At 57.9% G+C, this 16,554-nt stretch carries 19 protein-coding genes and 1 pseudogene; 10 read left to right on the top strand and 10 right to left on the bottom strand.

The features are described from left to right. Nucleotides 1-44 precede the first annotated feature (44 nt). A complete protein-coding gene (locus tag ACNQ62_RS08320; RefSeq protein WP_037943646.1) occupies nucleotides 45-239 on the bottom strand; it encodes a SlyX family protein in 195 nt (64 codons plus the stop codon). A 158-nt stretch (nucleotides 240-397) separates the two neighbouring features. On the opposite strand from ACNQ62_RS08320, the gene hisS reads away from it, so the two are divergent. The 3 genes from hisS to hisG are packed head-to-tail and all read left to right on the top strand — an operon-like array spanning nucleotide 398 to nucleotide 3,671. Beyond that, nucleotides 398-1,906, top strand: a complete 1,509-nt coding sequence (hisS, locus tag ACNQ62_RS08315) for a histidine--tRNA ligase (RefSeq protein ID WP_418094624.1) — start codon at nucleotides 398-400, stop codon at nucleotides 1,904-1,906. Then, nucleotides 1,906-2,985, top strand: coding sequence for an ATP phosphoribosyltransferase regulatory subunit (locus tag ACNQ62_RS08310; protein WP_180828887.1), 1,080 nt, complete (start codon nucleotides 1,906-1,908; stop codon nucleotides 2,983-2,985). The genes hisS and ACNQ62_RS08310 overlap by 1 nt, the downstream gene beginning before the upstream one ends. Then, nucleotides 2,982-3,671 (top strand): ATP phosphoribosyltransferase, encoded by a 690-nt coding sequence (gene hisG / locus ACNQ62_RS08305; protein WP_418094623.1) that lies wholly within the window; start codon nucleotides 2,982-2,984, stop codon nucleotides 3,669-3,671. The genes ACNQ62_RS08310 and hisG overlap by 4 nt, the downstream gene beginning before the upstream one ends. A gap of 135 nt (nucleotides 3,672-3,806) precedes the next feature. On the opposite strand, the gene ACNQ62_RS08300 is transcribed toward hisG, so the two are convergent. Then, nucleotides 3,807-4,238, bottom strand: coding sequence for a DUF1489 family protein (locus ACNQ62_RS08300; RefSeq protein WP_005852088.1), 432 nt, complete (start codon nucleotides 4,236-4,238; stop codon nucleotides 3,807-3,809). 134 nt (nucleotides 4,239-4,372) lie between these two features. Here ACNQ62_RS08300 and ACNQ62_RS08295 point away from each other — a divergent pair, with 134 nt between their 5' ends. From ACNQ62_RS08295 to ACNQ62_RS08280, 4 genes are all read left to right on the top strand, one after another. After that, nucleotides 4,373-6,655 (top strand): adenosylcobalamin-dependent ribonucleoside-diphosphate reductase, encoded by a 2,283-nt coding sequence (locus tag ACNQ62_RS08295; protein ID WP_064217329.1) that lies wholly within the window; start codon nucleotides 4,373-4,375, stop codon nucleotides 6,653-6,655. 324 nt (nucleotides 6,656-6,979) lie between these two features. Continuing rightward, entirely contained in the window at nucleotides 6,980-7,651 is a 672-nt protein-coding gene (locus ACNQ62_RS08290; protein ID WP_418094622.1) for a hypothetical protein, read from the top strand. Between the two features lie 155 nt (nucleotides 7,652-7,806). Beyond that, nucleotides 7,807-7,980, top strand: a complete 174-nt coding sequence (locus tag ACNQ62_RS08285; protein ID WP_418094621.1) for a ribbon-helix-helix protein, CopG family — start codon at nucleotides 7,807-7,809, stop codon at nucleotides 7,978-7,980. A gap of 184 nt (nucleotides 7,981-8,164) precedes the next feature. After that, nucleotides 8,165-8,395: a hypothetical protein gene (locus tag ACNQ62_RS08280; RefSeq protein ID WP_386173244.1), complete on the top strand. Its 231-nt coding sequence runs from the start codon at nucleotides 8,165-8,167 to the stop codon at nucleotides 8,393-8,395. A gap of 84 nt (nucleotides 8,396-8,479) precedes the next feature. Here the strand turns inward: ACNQ62_RS08280 and ACNQ62_RS08275 are convergent, their stop codons facing one another. The 4 genes from ACNQ62_RS08275 to ACNQ62_RS08260 form a co-directional block, all read right to left on the bottom strand. Then, nucleotides 8,480-9,847: a sensor histidine kinase gene (locus ACNQ62_RS08275; RefSeq protein ID WP_418094620.1), complete on the bottom strand. Its 1,368-nt coding sequence runs from the start codon at nucleotides 9,845-9,847 to the stop codon at nucleotides 8,480-8,482. Beyond that, nucleotides 9,844-10,500, bottom strand: coding sequence for a response regulator (locus tag ACNQ62_RS08270; protein WP_418094619.1), 657 nt, complete (start codon nucleotides 10,498-10,500; stop codon nucleotides 9,844-9,846). The genes ACNQ62_RS08275 and ACNQ62_RS08270 overlap by 4 nt, the downstream gene beginning before the upstream one ends. 114 nt (nucleotides 10,501-10,614) lie before the next feature. Next, nucleotides 10,615-11,016: a diacylglycerol kinase gene (locus tag ACNQ62_RS08265; RefSeq protein ID WP_237271140.1), complete on the bottom strand. Its 402-nt coding sequence runs from the start codon at nucleotides 11,014-11,016 to the stop codon at nucleotides 10,615-10,617. Beyond that, entirely contained in the window at nucleotides 11,013-12,677 is a 1,665-nt protein-coding gene (locus ACNQ62_RS08260) for a phosphoethanolamine transferase (RefSeq protein ID WP_418094618.1), read from the bottom strand. Before ACNQ62_RS08260 ends, ACNQ62_RS08265 begins: the two co-directional genes overlap by 4 nt. A gap of 464 nt (nucleotides 12,678-13,141) precedes the next feature. Here ACNQ62_RS08260 and ACNQ62_RS08255 point away from each other — a divergent pair, with 464 nt between their 5' ends. Continuing rightward, the gene (locus tag ACNQ62_RS08255) at nucleotides 13,142-13,393 is read left to right on the top strand and encodes a hypothetical protein (RefSeq protein ID WP_418094617.1); all 252 of its coding nucleotides are present in this window, start codon (nucleotides 13,142-13,144) and stop codon (nucleotides 13,391-13,393) included. 18 nt (nucleotides 13,394-13,411) lie between these two features. After that, nucleotides 13,412-13,522 carry an antitoxin Xre/MbcA/ParS toxin-binding domain-containing protein gene (locus tag ACNQ62_RS08250; RefSeq protein WP_418094616.1) on the top strand — a complete coding sequence of 37 codons (111 nt, stop codon included), beginning with the start codon at nucleotides 13,412-13,414 and terminating at the stop codon, nucleotides 13,520-13,522. A 256-nt stretch (nucleotides 13,523-13,778) separates the two neighbouring features. Here the strand turns inward: ACNQ62_RS08250 and ACNQ62_RS08245 are convergent, their stop codons facing one another. Together ACNQ62_RS08245 and ACNQ62_RS08240 are read right to left on the bottom strand one after the other, a co-directional pair. Then, nucleotides 13,779-14,411: a tyrosine-type recombinase/integrase gene (locus tag ACNQ62_RS08245; protein ID WP_418094615.1), complete on the bottom strand. Its 633-nt coding sequence runs from the start codon at nucleotides 14,409-14,411 to the stop codon at nucleotides 13,779-13,781. A gap of 124 nt (nucleotides 14,412-14,535) precedes the next feature. Further along, entirely contained in the window at nucleotides 14,536-14,853 is a 318-nt protein-coding gene (locus tag ACNQ62_RS08240) for a helix-turn-helix transcriptional regulator (RefSeq protein WP_418094711.1), read from the bottom strand. Nucleotides 14,854-14,909: 56 nt separating this feature from the next. On the opposite strand from ACNQ62_RS08240, the pseudogene ACNQ62_RS08235 reads away from it, so the two are divergent. Further along, nucleotides 14,910-15,185, top strand: a pseudogene (locus ACNQ62_RS08235) (integrase core domain-containing protein); the annotation flags it as partial. A gap of 163 nt (nucleotides 15,186-15,348) precedes the next feature. On the opposite strand, the gene ACNQ62_RS08230 reads toward ACNQ62_RS08235, so the two are convergent. Then, nucleotides 15,349-15,699 (bottom strand): hypothetical protein, encoded by a 351-nt coding sequence (locus ACNQ62_RS08230; RefSeq protein WP_418094614.1) that lies wholly within the window; start codon nucleotides 15,697-15,699, stop codon nucleotides 15,349-15,351. 327 nt (nucleotides 15,700-16,026) lie between these two features. Beyond that, nucleotides 16,027-16,404 (bottom strand): DUF6634 family protein, encoded by a 378-nt coding sequence (locus ACNQ62_RS08225; RefSeq protein ID WP_418094710.1) that lies wholly within the window; start codon nucleotides 16,402-16,404, stop codon nucleotides 16,027-16,029. Between the last annotated feature and the right edge of the window lie 150 nt (nucleotides 16,405-16,554).

The following is a 16,554-nucleotide window of genomic DNA, read 5'->3' as shown; positions in this document are numbered from 1 at the left end:
GCGCCCCACTGGGGCGACGGCAGCTTCCTGGATGGGGCATCCGATCAATAGTGCGGCGGGCGTTCGTTGCCGATGACAACCCCGTCGGAGCCCGCTGCCTCGCGTTCGCCCTCGCGCTGCATCAGCATATGAACCCGCCGTGTCAGGGTCGCGATCTCTGTCTCCTGACGGGCGACGACATCGGACAGGTCATCCACCGTACGGATCAGATGGGCCATTTGTTCTTCGAGCTTATCCATGAGGGCACCTTGCAGCTTGCGCGTTTGCCGTCCTCCTAACAGGTTGTATGCCGTTCGATAAGGGGGGATGCGTGCCGCGGCGGGGCCGCGTCGCTTGCCCTTGGCGGGGGGTTGGGCTAGACGCGAAGCGCGATATTCAGCCCACAGGATGTGATCCAATGGCCAAGCCAAAAAAGACCCCCCGCCCCAAGGCCGAAACGCCAAAGGGGTTTCGTGACTATTTCGGTGCAGAAGTAACACAGCGTGCCGAGATGCTGCATAAGATTGCGCAGGTCTATCATCGCTATGGCTTTGACGCACTGGAAAGCTCCGGGGTCGAGACGGTGCAGGCTTTGGGCAAGTTCCTTCCCGATGTGGATCGCCCCAATGAGGGCGTCTTCGCGTGGCAAGAGGATGCAGAGGCGGACAAGCCCGGCGACTGGCTGGCCCTGCGCTATGACCTGACCGCACCGCTGGCACGCGTCTATGCTCAACACCGCAACGATCTGCCCACGCCCTATCGGCGCTATGCGATGGGGCCGGTCTGGCGCAACGAAAAGCCGGGGCCAGGCCGCTTCCGCCAGTTCTATCAATGCGATGCCGATACGGTCGGCGCACCGTCGGTCGCGGCGGATGCAGAGATCTGCGCGATGCTGGCCGATTGTCTGGAAGAAGTCGGGATCGACCGCGGGGACTACATCGTGCGGGTGAACAACCGCAAGGTGCTCAACGGTGTGATGGAGGTCGCAGGCGTTCTCGACCCTGCCAACCCAGACAATTTCGCCCACGAGCGCGGCATCGTGCTGCGTGCGATTGACAAGCTCGACCGGCTGGGACTGGACGGCGTACGCGCATTGCTGGGCGCGGGCCGCAAGGATGACAGCGGCGACTTTACCGATGGCGCAGGGCTGAGCGATGCTCAGGCCGATGTGGTCATGGGCTTTATGCAAGCTAAACGCGACAGCGGTGCAGAAACTGTCGCGCGGCTGCGTGAACTGGTCGCGGGTTCCGAAACAGGCGCGCAGGGCGTGGACGAGCTGGAAACCATCGCCGATCTGATGGCGGCCGGCGGCTACGGCGCTGACCGCGTAGAGATCGACCCCTCCGTCGTGCGGGGTCTTGGCTATTACACCGGTCCGGTGTTCGAGGCGGAACTGACCTTCGAAATCCAGGACGAAAAAGGCCGGCCCCGCAACTTTGGCTCTGTCGCAGGGGGCGGGCGCTACGACGATCTGGTCAAGCGCTTCACCGGTCAGGAAGTTCCTGCAACGGGTGTCTCTATCGGCGTCGACCGGCTGCTTGCAGCACTGCAGGCCAAGGGCCGGATGTCGGCGCAGGCCGAAGGGCCCGTGGTGGTGACCGTGATGGATAAGGCGCGCATGTCCGACTATCAGGCGATGGTTGCCGAATTGCGTCAGGCAGGCATCCGGGCCGAGGTTTATTTGGGCAACCCAAAGAACTTTGGCAACCAGCTGAAATATGCAGACCGCCGCGCCAGCCCGGTGGCGGTGATCGCGGGCGGGGATGAATTCGACAAGGGTATGATCCAGATCAAGGACCTGATCCTTGGCGCGAAAATCGCTGAAAGCGCCACGCTGGAGGAATGGAAAGACCGCCCCAGCCAATATGAAGTGGCGCGTGGGGATCTTGTCTTTAAAGTGCGCGAGATACTGGAGCTGAACCGCTGATGGCTACACGATCCGACATCCTCGCCAAGGCCGCAAGCCTGCGCGCCTTGTTCGAGGCGCAGGGGGCCGCCGTGGTGGAACCGCCGATCCTGCAACCCGCCGAGACCCTGCTGGACCTTTATGGCGAAGACATCCGGGCGCGCGCCTATGTCACCTCGGATGCGATGCGGGGCGAACAAATGCTGCGCCCCGATTATACCTTGCCCGTGGTGCAGATGCATATGGCCCATGGGGCGGACCCGGCACGCTACACCTACGCGGGCGAAGTGTTTCGCCGTCAGGAACGTGACCCCAACCGCGCCAATGAGTATATTCAGGCGGGCTACGAAGTCTTTGACCGTGGCGATCCCGCGGCAGCCGATGCCGAAGTCTTTGCCCTGATCCAGGGCGCGTTGGAGGGGCTTCCGGTCACTGCCGTGACGGGGGATATCGGTATCTTGATGGCTGCGGTTGCGGGGCTGGATACATCGGCGTCGCGCAAGGCGGCATTGATGCGCCACATCTGGCGGCCCCGCCGGTTCCGTGCGTTGCTCGACCGCTATGCTGGCAAAACGCCGATGCCCGCGACCCGCGCGGCGCTCTTGGCCAGTGACGGTGCGATTACCGCACCACTGATCGGCCTGCGCAGTCTGGACGAGATTGAAACACGCATCGCCGCCCTGCGCGCCGACGCCACCGAGCCGGCCCTGTCGCGCACGCAGGTGTCCTTGCTGCTGGCGCTGCTGGATGTGCGTGAAACCATGCCCAATGCGATCAGCCAGTTGCATGACCTTGCCGTCGATATGCCCGCGATCTCTGATGCGGTGGACCGTGTCGCGGCGCGGGAAAAGGCGCTTGCCGCCCGCGGTGTCGACACCGGTAACCTGATGTTCGAAGCCAGCTTTGGCCGCGTGTCGATGGAATATTATGACGGGTTCGTCTTCGGCTTCCGCGCGGCGACACGGCCCGACCTGCCCACCATCGCCACAGGCGGACGCTATGACGCGCTGACACGGCGGCTAGGGCAGGGCGGGGAAATTCCCGCGGTGGGGGGCGTCATGCGCCCCGGGCTGATGCTGGAACTGGAGGCAGGCCAATGACGATCAAACTCGGTGTGCCCTCCAAAGGGCGTCTGATGGAGAAAACCTTTGAATGGTTTGCCGCGCGCGGGATCACCTTGCAGCGCACGGGCTCCGAACGTGAATACGCGGGGGCCGTCGAAGGCATTGAGGGCGTGTCGTTGATCCTGCTCTCTGCGGGCGAAATCCCCCGCGAGCTGGCCGCTGGCCGTATCCATCTGGGCGTCACCGGCACCGATCTGGTGCAAGAGAAACTGGCGCTGTGGGATCAGCTTGTCGCCCCGGTAGAAGAGCTCGCCTTCGGGCATGCCGATCTGATCATTGCGGTGCCTCAGGCCTGGATCGATGTTGATACGCTCGATGATCTGGATGCCGCCGCCTCGGCCTTCCGCGACAAACACGGGTTCCGCCTGCGCATCGCGACGAAATACCACCGGCTGGTGCGGGAATTCCTGCGCAGCACCGGTGTCGCGGATTATGCGCTGGTCGACAGCCAGGGGGCGACCGAAGGCACGATCAAGAATGAAACGGCAGAGGCCATCGCCGACATCACCTCGAGCGGGGAGACATTGCGCGCCAACCACCTCAAGATCCTCTCCGACGGGCTGATCCTGCGGTCACAGGCGACGCTTTGGCGCAGCCGGATGGCAGAGATGGATGATGTGGATCGCGCGACGATGACGGCCCTGCTGGCGCGACTGTCCTGACGCGCATGCGCGCGGCATCTTGCGGATGCGCCTCCGGCGGGAGTTTAAGGGCAAAATGAAGAGGCACGCGCGGCCCTGCTTCATTTTGCCAAATAAACTCAACTTCCGCGGGGGATGCGCGCGCAGGGGCTGCTGCTAGAGCACGCCGATCTCGGCCAGCGCGCGGTTCAACTCGATGGGGAGGGGCTCTTCGTGGTCGCGGCCTTCGGGCAGATCGGCAGGGGCATCCTGCGGCGCAAGGTAACGCCACCCCTGAAACGGGCGTTTGAGGCTGCCTTGCACGCGGATGATCTTGGGGTCCAGCACGATCGCGCAGCGGCGCACGCCGTCCGCGCCCGACGTCTCGTCCAGACGCAGGATTTTCTGACGACACTGGATCACACCTTTGATTACCCAGAAGATCGACCCGCCGTTCAGAATCTCGGGTTCGCGTTTGGGCCACATGCGGGTCACGTGGCGGGGAAAACCGTCCTCGGTTTGCACGCGTTTTTTTTCCTGCCATGCGGCCAGGTCATCGACGGTTTCCGTGCCGACGGACAACTTGATGAGATGTATATGATTTTTCACAGAATCCTCCTGCGTCCGCCTGCGTCGGACACGACATAATGTAGACGTAAGTGCCGCAGCTTCAACCTGTTGTGCTTGCGCTTTGATTTGGGGTATGGTGAACACCTTCCCAAACAGCCCTCAAGGAATCGAATATGTCACGATTTGCCGCCCCCATTGCCGAACAGATTTGGGACATGAAATACCGTTTTAAAGATGCCGACGGCACGCCGCGCGATGTGACGGTAGAAGACAGCTGGCGGCGAATCGCCCGTGATCTGGCACAGGTCGAAAAAGCACCGGAAAAATGGGAAGAGGCATTTTACGAAGCGCTGGAGGATTTCAAATTCCTCCCCGCGGGCCGCATCACTGCCGGGGCAGGTACTGCGCGCCGTGTGACATTGTTCAACTGTTTCGTCATGGGCACCGTGCCTGACAGCATGGCCGGCATCTTCGACATGCTCAAGGAAGCCGCTGTGACCATGCAGCAGGGGGGCGGGATCGGCTATGACTTTTCCACCATCCGGCCCCGTGGCGCGGATGTGCTGGGGGTCTCTGCTGACGCCTCCGGCCCGCTGAGCTTTATGGATGTCTGGGATGCGATGTGTCGGACGATCATGTCCGCCGGTTCGCGCCGTGGCGCGATGATGGCCACAATGCGCTGTGACCACCCTGATGTCGAAGACTTCATCGCCGCGAAATCCGACCCCGCGCGGCTGCGGATGTTCAACATGTCCGTGTTGATCACAGACCCTTTCATGGATGCGGTCAAGGCCGATGCCAGCTGGGATCTGCAGTTCAACGGCAAGGTCTACCGCACCGTTCAGGCCCGTGATCTGTGGAACCGGATCATGAAAGCCACGTATGAGTTCGCCGAGCCCGGTGTGATCTTTATCGATCGCATCAACGAGGCCAACAACCTGAGCTATTGCGAAACCATCGCCGCCACAAACCCCTGTGGGGAACAGCCGCTGCCGCCCTATGGTGCCTGTTTGCTGGGGTCGATCAATATGGCGCGGATGGTATCCGATCCGTTTGGCGACAACCCTCAGCTGGATGTCGAGGCGCTGAACAAGCTGGTCGCGACCGCTGTGCGCATGATGGACAACGTCGTTGACGTGTCGAAATTCCCGCTTGATGAACAGCAGGCAGAGGCGAAAGCCAAGCGCCGCATCGGTCTGGGTGTCACCGGTCTGGCGGATGCCTTGTTGATGGTCGGGCTGCGCTATGGCTCGGACGCGGCGGCAGAGCAGACCGAGGCATGGCTCAAGGCGATTGCACGGGCGGCCTATCTGGCCTCCGTCGATCTGGCGAAGGAAAAGGGTGCCTTCCCGCTGTTCGAAGCGGACGCCTATCTGGCTTCCGGCACCATGCAGCAGATGGATGAGGACGTGCGCGACGCCATTGCCGAAAACGGCATTCGCAACGCGCTTTTGACCTCGATTGCGCCCACAGGCACCATCAGCCTTTATGCAGGCAACGTCAGCTCGGGGATCGAGCCGGTCTTTGCCTATGCCTACACCCGCAAGGTTCTGCAAAAGGATGGCAGCCGTACCGAGGAAGAAGTCGTCGATTACGCCGTACAGATGTGGCGCGATCTGAAGGGCGACGCGCCTTTGCCAGACTATTTCGTTAATGCACAGACGCTGGCCCCTCTGGATCACGTCAAGATGCAGGCCGCGGCACAGAAATGGGTCGATAGCAGCATCTCGAAAACCATCAACTGCCCCGAAGACATCAGCTTTGACGCGTTCAAGGATGTTTACATGGCCGCTTGGGATCAGGGCTGCAAAGGCTGCACGACCTATCGTCCCAATGACGTGACCGGATCGGTTCTGTCGGTGTCGGAAAGCGCCGATACAGCCCCGGGCGAGGTCGCGGCCCAAGCCACCGCTGAGGAAGGCGGCGAGGTCGTTTATATGTCCGATCCGCTGGACCGTCCGGAAGAGCTTGAGGGCTCTACCTACAAGATCAAATGGCCCGACAGCGAGCATGCGCTGTATATCACCATCAACGATGTGGTGATCGGTGGGCACCGTCGTCCGTTCGAGGTCTTTATCAACTCCAAGAACATGGAGCATTTTGCCTGGACGGTCGCGCTTACCCGTATGATCTCTGCCGTGTTCCGTCGCGGGGGCGATGTGTCCTTTGTCGTCGAAGAGCTGAAGGCCGTCTTTGACCCGCGCGGCGGCGCCTGGATGCGCGGCAAATACATCCCGTCGATGCTGGCCGCCATCGGGGGCGTGATCGAACAACACCTGATCGCCACCGGTTTTATCGCGGGCGAAGGGCAGGGGCTGAAATCCGACCCGCAAGCCAAGGTCGTCGGCCTGGACGCCCCCCGCGGCAAAGCCTGCAGCAGCTGCGGCCAATACGACCTGCGCATGGTCGAAGGCTGCATGACCTGCGGCAGCTGCGGCCATAGTAAGTGTGGCTGATTGGAGTTGGGGTGAGGTTTCTGTCGGACCCATGAAATAATGTCCATTCTTGGGTTTTTTTGACCTCTTGACACAGATCAAATGACCACCGGAAGCGTTGCTTTCGGTGGTTTTCTTTTGCGATCAGTGACTTAGGGGGCTTAATAGGTTCTGCATCTGACCGATGTTGAGACGAGACAGACTTTCGTCACCGGCTTGATCTGCCGGGCTTTTTGTTCCCTATGTGTTTCCAAGGTTCCGGAGCTTTTCATCCCCGTCTTTCAGGCCCGGCCGGCCCGAGAGCACCGCCGCGGTCTCTGCGCCGCGCCTTGAAAGGACTCCGCCATGATACGTGCAACAGCCACGATCCCGTTCAGCAACATCAGAATTATCGACAAGATTCCGCGTCTGTCAGATCTGACCGAACGCCTCACGCACAAGCTGCGGCAGATCCGCATGGAGCTGAATAGTCGTGAACCCCACAGGATGGCCAACGGGACACCACAGAGCTCTCACGCCCTGATCACCGACGCCGATACGGCCAGGATCAGGCGGCGGGCGATGCGGTATCTCGAGCAGCTGCACAATGCGACCGGGACCCAGCATCTGCCTCAGCGTGACGAGGCCCTGCTGACGCCGTTGCAAGGTGGTCTGCCGGTTGCCCGGATTCTGACCGAGCACGAGGCGGACGAAATCGCGGCTGCGCTTCACGCAGAAAAGCCCTGGATTGCCCCGGCGACGGAAGTCGTCTGGCATGGCCTGAGAGCTTCCGTCCGCAACGGGCTGTCCGGCCTGCGGTTCGATCCGCTGGTGCTGGTCGGCTCTCCTGGGATCAGCAAGAGCTTCTGGGCGCGCCGCCTTGCGCACCATCTTGAGGTGCCCACCACGTCCATTGATGCCACCGGTGAGCCAGCAGCCTTCTCCCTGGTCGGCGCGCGACGCGGCTGGGGCAGCGCGCGCCCCGGCAAGCTGATGCAGACCGCTCTGCGCGAGTGGCATGCCGGGTCATGTGATTAAGCGGTTCAGGCACCGCATGAAGGATGGTACGTGGTTGAGCAGCCATTGTGATCTCCTATCGATCATTGTGGTTAGCGTCGGCGTTGGAGTTGCAGCTCCGATGCCGACGTGTTTATATATGATACTAAGAAATCATGACGTAAATAGGTAATATTATGAAATCACGCGGGCGACCCAAAGTCGACACACAGCCGATTATGGTTCGGATGCCGTCTGAACTGATAGCGGCCCTGGATGAAGCGCGCCGAGGTGAAGAAGACCTCCCCAGTCGACCAGAGCTGATACGGCGTATCGTAGAGGCGTGGGCCGACGGCAGGCGCGGTCAGTAACGGTGGTCCATACCGTCAGCGCTGACATGAGCGCTCAGCTCAGCGCTGATGTTGATTGGCCTGCGGATGTGCCCGTTCATGTCATTCAATGCACCGCGCATGGGCGGTAGAGCGATTGGCGGCGCGGCGTTTGATTACGCTTGAAGCAAGCACAAGGTAAAAAGATCTGAAGGAGCTGGCAAAAATGGGCAGAGTAGAAAAACCCGAAGACAACGCCAGTGGGCGGAAACAGAGCGGGCCACCAACGGTTTTAAAGCTTCATGCCAGTCATACTGTGCTCAAAAAGATATCAACCGCGTTACGGGTCCGTATCGAGCTGAGCATGGATAAACTTGGTCCGTATGTTGTCATTGACGGCGTGACGTCAGCAGAAGTGTTGGTTATCTCGCAGATATTAGAGGCAGAGCAGGGTTAGGTTCTGGCAGTCCGGGGCGGATTGCGGACATTCGCCGCGGTTTCGACATATGCCCATCGATGGCGAAATCGACATTCTCATTCGCTATGCTTTGACATTCTCAACTTTGGGCAGGCGCACGACGGCTGCGAAACCGCGGGGATTGTCCGGACGGGGGCCATAGATCTCGAATTGGCAGCCAGACTGATTGCACAGATCCTGAACGATCGACAGTCCAAGACCGTATCCGTCTGAAACTGTTCCGCGTCGGATAAATCGCTGTTTCATAGCTTCAAAATCGGTAGCGGATAGCGGGGGGCAGTCGTTTGATACCAACAAATCCCCCGGCTGACTGGCATCCACGACCGTGGGAGCAGTGCCACAGGCATGTTTCAGGGCGTTGTCGAATATGTTGGTCAGGATGATACCCAATGCGTCCGGATCGACGCGGCTTAAACAGCGGCCTGTGGGGAATTTCAGCACCAGCTTGTCGGGATCCGGGCATTGGTTGCGCAATTCGTTCATCAGGAGCGTGATCACTGGATTTAGGTCTGTCACAGACGCATTCAGGCCCAACCCGGACTGCGCCCGGGACAATTGCAGCAGGCGTTCGATCAAGCGTTCCAGACGTTTCAGACCCGTCTCGATTTCGACAAGGTTGCCGGTTTGGACCGGGTCATTGATCTTTGCCCGAAGCCTTTGCGCCTGGGCCAGGCAAATCGCGACGGGTGTGCGCAATTCGTGGGCGGCATTGGTGGCAAAGGCACGTTCCGCATGCAACGCGCGGTCGAGCCGCGACATCAGCCCGTCGAGCGTGTCAATCGCCGGCGTGATCTCGGCGAATGTATTGTCACGATCAATAGGGGACAGGTTGTGTTCGTTCTTTTCGGCGATGTTTCGGCTGAGCTCTGCAATCATCGAAACTGAACGGCGAACCGCCCAGAATGACGCAAGGGCAAAGAGCAGTCCCAGCAGTGCTAAACCGACAACGACCCCAATGATCACGTCGGTTATCGCTTCGCTGCGTTCGATCATCGGCTCGGCCACCACCACGCTTCCCATCCCAGGCTGATCCGACGGCAGAACAATGACACGATGCCCGCGCGTGGTGCTCAGACCCGGAAGCAATGGTACAGGCAGCGCGAAAGTTCCTACTGTCATGGATCGCGCAATGACATCCCCGTTCACACCGACATACCACAGCAAAGCCCGCTCATTCGGCTTGCGCAGATCGCTTTCGTAGTCCAGCAGATCGCCCGCACCGGTGCCGATGCTTCCCGTGGTCCTTTGGGAGGTTTCGATGATATCGCGCAGCAGATGGGCCTTGCCAGTGAGGCTGGCATCGAGCAGTTCGTCATATTCGTCCATGAATACATGGAGGACGATGAAAACGCTCACCACCATGACGACCAGTCCGGGCAAAAGCAACGAACCCAGAAGCGACTGAAACAGGCTTTTGCGGCGGTTAATCATTTTGTCAGTGCGTACCCCATACCCCGGTGCGTTACGATCAGGTCTTTGCCCAATTTTGTGCGGAGGCGGCTGATATGTGCTTCGAGAGCGTTGCTTTCTATCTCTTCACCGTAAGCATAGATAGAGGCCTCAAGGCTATCCTTTGGCACGATCTGTGACTTCCGGCGCAGCAGCGTTTCAAACACACCCCATTCCTTTGCGGTCAGCCGGACCGGTTGCCCAGCACGGATGACACTGTGATCCGACAGGTTGATCACCAGATCGCGCAGCTGGACAGTTTGCGCAATCTGGTTTGCGCTCCGCCGACATACGGTGTGAACGCGCGCTTTTACCTCATCGAGATCGAAGGGCTTTATCACATAGTCATCGGCACCACGGTTCAATCCGTCAATCCGGTCCGAGACCTTGTCGCGCGCAGTCAGAATGATGATCGGCGTTCGCAGCATCCGCGCCCGCAATGCACTGAGAAAGATGAGCCCGTCTCCATCAGGCAGTTTCAGGTCCAAAAGAACCAGATCATAGTCCAAGGCGCGCAGCGCGGCATCGGCCTCGTCCAGCGTGTCAAACCATTCGACGATGTTCTGATCAGCCTCCAGATGCTCTTTGAGCGGCCGCGCAAGTGCAGCCTCGTCTTCAATCAGGAGGATGCGCATTTTGGTCCAGTCCGATCCGATGACAAGCTTGCCACAGTTCGCCCAACGCTTGATTTCGACTGCCGTTTGCGCATGAGAAACGTCTCCTTTCTCGACCTATCCATCGGATGCCTTTCAGCCTATGCCGTAAGAACGCAAAACCACAGCACACAGAAAAACGCCATTCGCAAACAACAGGCACATCGTTGCAAGTGATCCCAGATCCTTTGCGTCGCGCGCGAACACCTCCCACTGCGGTGTCAGGTGGTCGACGATACATTCGATCGCCGTGTTCAGCGCTTCCACTGCGATCAGGCCGGAGAACAGGATCAAAAGGATCAGGTAGTCGAAGAGTTCCGCATCCATGACGTACAACAGCACACCACAGAGCGGCAAAGCCACGACGATATGCCGGAACGCAGTTTCCAACCATAGCCTGCGGATGCCCCCGATCGAATACCCTGCTGCGGCAAAGACATGGGCAACCCCGGTGACCCGCGCAGGTTTCTGAGGCCGGATTGCCTTATCAAACTTCATATCTTGGCCAACTCTACTCTGGTTTTGCAGGAAGAAAAGATATCCAGATCGGCATTTCGCTCTGCTGTGTCGATATTAAGCAAACCAAGTAACGAGTGGAACAGGTTGTCATGCGAAAGCGGGTTGTTCTCCTGTGCGGCGACGCAGCTTTCGTCAATGCCAAAGCGGGACTTGAAGGCATCAGACAGCCACAGGATCATCGGCACATGGGTCTGCGTTTCCGGAGCCATGAAATAGGGTGCGCCGTGCAGATAGAGCCCATGCTCACCCAGAGATTCACCGTGATCCGACATATAGATCAGCGATGTGGCCAGGCGGTCATCTGCGGACAGCATGCCAATGATCCGGGCGAGGATATGATCGGTATAGGCAATGGTATTATCGTAGGCGTTGGTAATCTCCTGTGGCGTGCATTTTTTGAATTCTGAGGAGCGGCAGGCCGGTTTGAAACGTTCGAAGTCTTCTGGGTAACGCTGGTAGTAGGTCGGTCCGTGGCTTCCAATCTGGTGGAGGACCAGAACGGTATCTTCGGTGATCGACGCGATGTAGTCTTTGAGGGGCTCAATGAATATTCCGTCCATACATTCACCCGTCGAACAGAATTCCGAATTGTTCACGTCGGTAAATTTGCGCATCTTGAACCGCGCGGCAATCCCTTTGTCACCGGTGTTGTTATCCCACCATTCAACATGCAGCCCTGCGTGGCCCAGCACATCCAGCACGTTCTCGGTCGAGATCCCGTTCTCATACGAATAGGTGTCGCGGCTGAATTTCGAGAACATGCAGGGCAGCGATACGGCTGTGGCGGTTCCGCAGGACTGCACATTGCTGAAAGTGATGATCGGCAACTGTGCCAACTCGGGATTTGTGTCGACATCATAGCCGTTCAGGCTGAAATTCTGGGCGCGCGCTGTTTCACCGGCAACAACAATCGTCAGCATGGGCTTTTGCGGCGCCTCATACGCAGCGCCGGTCTGTGCGTCCGTTCCGGTGCTGACGAGGTCCAGCTTGGCTGAACGCGACTTCATTTTAGCATATCGGATCGCGGCCACGAGCGGCGCACCTGGCTGATAGCTGCTCATGAAATCTTTCCGTTCGCGCAGGATGGAAGAATAGGATTTCAGGTCGGCCATCAACAAGCCCGCCGCAAACGCAAAGCTTAGAACGCATGTCAGTATCGGTGTCACGGCTGCCCTGACGGCTCGATACGGTCGAATGCGGACACAGATCACCACGAGCGAGGGTAAAATGCCGAAGATGACACCATGGGTGACGTAGCCAGCCGTTATCAGGTGTCTGGATTCACTGACGGTCGTGACCATGATATTCTGTATCATGTCACGGTCTATGATGATCCCCAGCGTATCAACGTAATACGATGTCATAGCAGCCAAGATCAGCATCGAGATCAGAAAAGGTTTAACTGTCCACGGGAAGGCAAACAGGCTGAATGCCGCGAGCGTCAGAAGGAACAATGCAGCCATATATCCGATCAGGGAAATCAGATGGCCCGAGAAGACATCCGCAGCGATCACCCAGAACGTGCCATTGTCGATGCAAAACATGAATGCGATGGTCAGAACGGTCAGCAAGAGTGGCGAAATAGCTAACCGCTCACGCAGTTCTGCCGTTCGGCATCTAAGGGAGTGAAAAGTTGGCATTGTAAAGCTCTCGCAAGGTTAATTGCGTGCTCATGATCATTGGAAGCTTACGAGAAGCTTACGAATGGAAACCATTAGAGTTCGAACGCTGCCTTTTCTTTGAAGTGGCAGGTTCGGCCAGAATAAGATTGCGGTGGGGTCAAGGCTCACATGGTCCCATTATCCTGCCGCAGCGCAGCATTGCAGCAGCTAATGAATGTCCGCTTAGGGCCGATCCTTGCTGTGTCGGATGCCCCTGTTAATGCCGATGCCACGCGACACCGTGCCTGAAGCGGGCAAACGACCCATACACCAATCAAGCTGATGCAGCATTTTGTGATTGCGATTCCAATGCGCCAGGGAGGACGGTCATGGGCCCAACCAGCAGCTACGGTTGCGATACGTCTGCATAACTGTCAGTTGGTTCCTAAAAGGGAGGTTTTCTATGGACAACAAACTCACACGCTCAACGGATGTTGAGCGCGTTGCCAGAATTTCTGGGACTACCTGAAGAAATCTGGGATTCCGCCTCGCTGGAAATCAATGTCGAAGGTGGTCTTCCCACTTCATCCTTTGAAAAAATTTTAGCAGTGATGCATTCACGGCCAGTATTGGACCTAATTCCCGAGCGGGCCTTTCGCAGGGCTAAGTCTGAAAAGATTCCCCTCAGCCCAACAAAAAGCCAGATACTCTATGATTTTTCGCGAGCTTATGTGGTCGTAGACAGAGTTCATTAAGGCAACGGAGCTCTCGTGATGCGGTTTCTGGAAAAACCCAATCCTGACCTTGGAGGCGCAGTTCCGATGGCTTTGGCGATATCGAGCCCGGCAGGGGCGGACGCAGTAATCGAACTGCTCACCAGATAAGGCAACCTGACCACTGTCGTAGTGCAACCTTTGCAGGGGCAGTGAATTACAGATTTCCTCTCGTCTTCCAATTGCTTTGATGGACGCCCGAGAAACTGGGCATCCTACCGAATGGTAGGTTCGTCTAAATATCGTGATTTCTTCATTCAACGAACTTTGTGGTCGCAGAGAACGGCAGGAATGACAGGCCGAGCCGCAGCATCAGGACCGCCGATGAAAGTCGGCTCAGGGCCGTCTCTGAAGACGGCCCTAACGTTCAAATTTCGATGGCTTCCGCGATAGCGTGGGCGTCTTCCAACTCAACGCCAAGATAGCGCACCGTGCTATCCATCTTGGTATGTCCCAACAGCAGTTGGACCGCGCGCAAGTTGCCGGTCTTCTTGTAGATCTGTGTGACTTTTGTGCGCGGCATAGAGTGGGTGCCGTAAGCAGTCACTTCCAGTCCAATCGATGAAACCCAGTCCCGCACAATCCGGGCATATTGGCGGGTTGAGATGTGTAACCGCTCGTGAAAACGACCCGGCCAGAGGAACTCAGACCCAACCATCAGTGGATCTTCCATCCATTTCGCGAGTGAGGCTCTCGTCCCTTCGGAAATCTCGAAGCGCACGGGTTTCTGGGTTTTGCTTTGCAACACCGACGCCCGCTCTTTGATCTGACTGGACGCCATGACATTGATCACTTTCATTTTCACGAGATCACAGCCGCGCAGCTTGCTGTCGATGGCAAGGTTGAACAGCGCCAGATCGCGGTGGTGCTCGGCAAGCTCAAGTCGAACCCTGATCGCCCAGACATGCTTTGGCTTTAATGGGCGTTTCTGACCGACAATGCGGCCCTTGTTCCAGGCGGGGCGAAGCGCGCGAATGGCAGGTAAGTTTGGTGTTTCCATGACTGATCCTCCGATCCGCCAATCCCCCCCACATCGACAACCCGACGTTGACCGAACCAGCATATCACAGGATGCTGCAACGCATCCGAGGTCCGCTTCGAGCCCAATGTGTCAGATGCTGCATTTACCACGAATGGCTGCTTCGACGCTCCGGGTGCAGTTCGTTGTAAGGACAGACATCATTTTCGAACGGCACATGCCGACGGCGAAAGCTTGTAGTCGGAACCGCTTCCGGGTTGCTGATCCTGTCCATACGGAAATGTCGGAAGTCGTGGCGAGCAGGATCCCAGCCGACGAGATACCATAGGGGGGGCAGGATCAGCATGGCTTGCGGTTCCACCTGCCGCTCGGTCTTGCGCCCTTTTGCATCGCTATAGTCGAACCGGATGAAGTGCCGGCCCAGAAACACCGTTTCGAAGGCCCCAAGCAAGTCGGGGTCCATTTTCCCCATGTCCGACAAATCCTGCAAAGGCGATATCTGACCGATGTGCGGATCGGCTGCGGCCATCAGCCGTACGCATCTCGATGGACGGCGAAAGTCGCTTTCTCGACAATATCTTTGTCGAACGACTGTGGCGGTCTCTGAAATACGAGTGCGTCTATCTGCATGCTTGGGAGACCGGGTCAGAAGCTAAAACAGGCGTCAGAAAGTGGATCGAGTTCTACAATCACAAGAGACCGCATTCTGCTCTTGGCGGGCAACCGCCTGCCGTGGACTATTGGCAGGGAAACGAAACAACCAACCCCGATCAGCAGGTGCAAAGAGTAGCTTAAATCACGCCAGATCCTGTCCAAGGATTGGGGAGTAGCTCAATGAATGGCCAGCAGTAGTCACAAGAAACTTCGTAAAAGCGCTTATAGCGGGGCGAAAACGTAACCCCCCGAAAAATAGAACCTAAGCTCGCCATAAGATTGCAATCATCATATTCTGAGTTGCTCAGTAGAAGATTCCCGCCCCCACAGCTTCTATGTACTCGACGACTTGCTCTGCTTTGCCTGCCTGAACGAGTTGCATCGCAGTTTGGCCATCAAAGCCCGTCAGTGATTCGGACCTATACCACTGATAAGCCATGACCGGTGTAGCGAACCGGGGTCCCACTTTGTTCAGTACATCCACAAGGTTGTTTAATCGGTTCTGCGTCTCATCCGACATCATCTGCGGGCCTTGCAATTCCTCCAGGTCGACCCCGGCTGCTACGGCTAATTCAGTGACGGAGGTCCGCAGGATGAACGCGACTTTTCGTGCATCAGCTTGTCCGTGGTGGTTGAAACAATCAATTGGGTGCATCGCAATCTACCTTCCGACTAGGACGTTTCTACAGCTGCGTCCTTTCTTTCTTCGTCTTCGACTTGGGCAGCGTCCTGGTTCTCAGGCGTCTGAATTGCGGCAAGTCGTTCCAAGGGGGCCGACTCGACGAACCGCCTCACGAGGTCCATGTCCGGGCCAGTGCTTTTTGCCGATAGGTGGTAGGCGCGCCAGGATACAAATAGAGCTGCGCCGCAGCCGATTATAGCTGTGATTGAAAAAATTGCCTGGGGGCTCAGGAAGGTGTGGGTCTGATCTGCGCTGTAAACCAGACAGTTTTCGATGTGACCTTTCAAGTATCTTCTAAGGCTAAGCATCACTGAGCCCTGCGGAAACTTGGTCTGCTTTGATGTAAGCTTGGACCTCGGACGGGGTAAGCATAAGGGCGTCTGCGAGACCAACCCTGCCATAGAGTATTGAGCCCAGTTCTTGCTGGTTTGCACGATCACCCAAACGGTACCATCGGGTCGACGTGCGGGCCCACGCACCCTCTGTGTCCAACCTACAAAGCCGAGACGTATTAATGAATTTACCCCGCAGTGTCGGGTGTCCAACCTGCGCTCCGATTAGGATCGCGCCTCCGTATTTTGGATCAAGGATGGAAGACCATGGGGAGAGGGTTGGCGCTAGATCAAGTTCGGCAGTTGACGGCCCCAACTTGCTGAGTTCGAGGGACCGCCGCGTCATGCGTGTCATAAGCTCGACTATCAGCTTCTCCCTGCACGACATCCAATTCGCTACTGGGAAACAGGGCCTGTCGCCCACGTCGACTCTTGTCACCGTCAAGTTGAGCTGTCCGACCGCTTCATGAATCTCGGGCGGGATGGTGTCGGCTAC

Origin of the sequence: Sulfitobacter sp. SBS6, from assembly GCF_048285585.1 — a bacterium.
Classification (GTDB): domain Bacteria; phylum Pseudomonadota; class Alphaproteobacteria; order Rhodobacterales; family Rhodobacteraceae; genus Sulfitobacter; species Sulfitobacter pontiacus.
This window is presented reverse-complemented; position numbering and strand designations above follow the sequence as displayed.

Bases quoted from the DNA above. Each gene is read 5' to 3' on its own strand.
- ACNQ62_RS08320 (WP_037943646.1), bottom strand. From the start codon at position 239: ATGGATAAGCTCGAAGAACAAATGGCCCATCTGATCCGTACGGTGGAT.
- hisS (WP_418094624.1), top strand. From the start codon at position 398: ATGGCCAAGCCAAAAAAGACCCCCCGCCCCAAGGCCGAAACGCCAAAG.
- ACNQ62_RS08310 (WP_180828887.1), top strand. From the start codon at position 1,906: ATGGCTACACGATCCGACATCCTCGCCAAGGCCGCAAGCCTGCGCGCC.
- hisG (WP_418094623.1), top strand. From the start codon at position 2,982: ATGACGATCAAACTCGGTGTGCCCTCCAAAGGGCGTCTGATGGAGAAA.
- ACNQ62_RS08295 (WP_064217329.1), top strand. From the start codon at position 4,373: ATGTCACGATTTGCCGCCCCCATTGCCGAACAGATTTGGGACATGAAA.
- ACNQ62_RS08290 (WP_418094622.1), top strand. From the start codon at position 6,980: ATGATACGTGCAACAGCCACGATCCCGTTCAGCAACATCAGAATTATC.
- ACNQ62_RS08285 (WP_418094621.1), top strand. From the start codon at position 7,807: ATGAAATCACGCGGGCGACCCAAAGTCGACACACAGCCGATTATGGTT.
- ACNQ62_RS08280 (WP_386173244.1), top strand. From the start codon at position 8,165: ATGGGCAGAGTAGAAAAACCCGAAGACAACGCCAGTGGGCGGAAACAG.
- ACNQ62_RS08275 (WP_418094620.1), bottom strand. From the start codon at position 9,847: ATGATTAACCGCCGCAAAAGCCTGTTTCAGTCGCTTCTGGGTTCGTTG.
- ACNQ62_RS08270 (WP_418094619.1), bottom strand. From the start codon at position 10,500: ATGCGCATCCTCCTGATTGAAGACGAGGCTGCACTTGCGCGGCCGCTC.
- ACNQ62_RS08265 (WP_237271140.1), bottom strand. From the start codon at position 11,016: ATGAAGTTTGATAAGGCAATCCGGCCTCAGAAACCTGCGCGGGTCACC.
- ACNQ62_RS08260 (WP_418094618.1), bottom strand. From the start codon at position 12,677: ATGCCAACTTTTCACTCCCTTAGATGCCGAACGGCAGAACTGCGTGAG.
- ACNQ62_RS08250 (WP_418094616.1), top strand. From the start codon at position 13,412: ATGCGGTTTCTGGAAAAACCCAATCCTGACCTTGGAGGCGCAGTTCCG.
- ACNQ62_RS08245 (WP_418094615.1), bottom strand. From the start codon at position 14,411: ATGGAAACACCAAACTTACCTGCCATTCGCGCGCTTCGCCCCGCCTGG.
- ACNQ62_RS08240 (WP_418094711.1), bottom strand. From the start codon at position 14,853: ATGGACCCCGACTTGCTTGGGGCCTTCGAAACGGTGTTTCTGGGCCGG.
- ACNQ62_RS08230 (WP_418094614.1), bottom strand. From the start codon at position 15,699: ATGCACCCAATTGATTGTTTCAACCACCACGGACAAGCTGATGCACGA.
- ACNQ62_RS08225 (WP_418094710.1), bottom strand. From the start codon at position 16,404: ATGACGCGGCGGTCCCTCGAACTCAGCAAGTTGGGGCCGTCAACTGCC.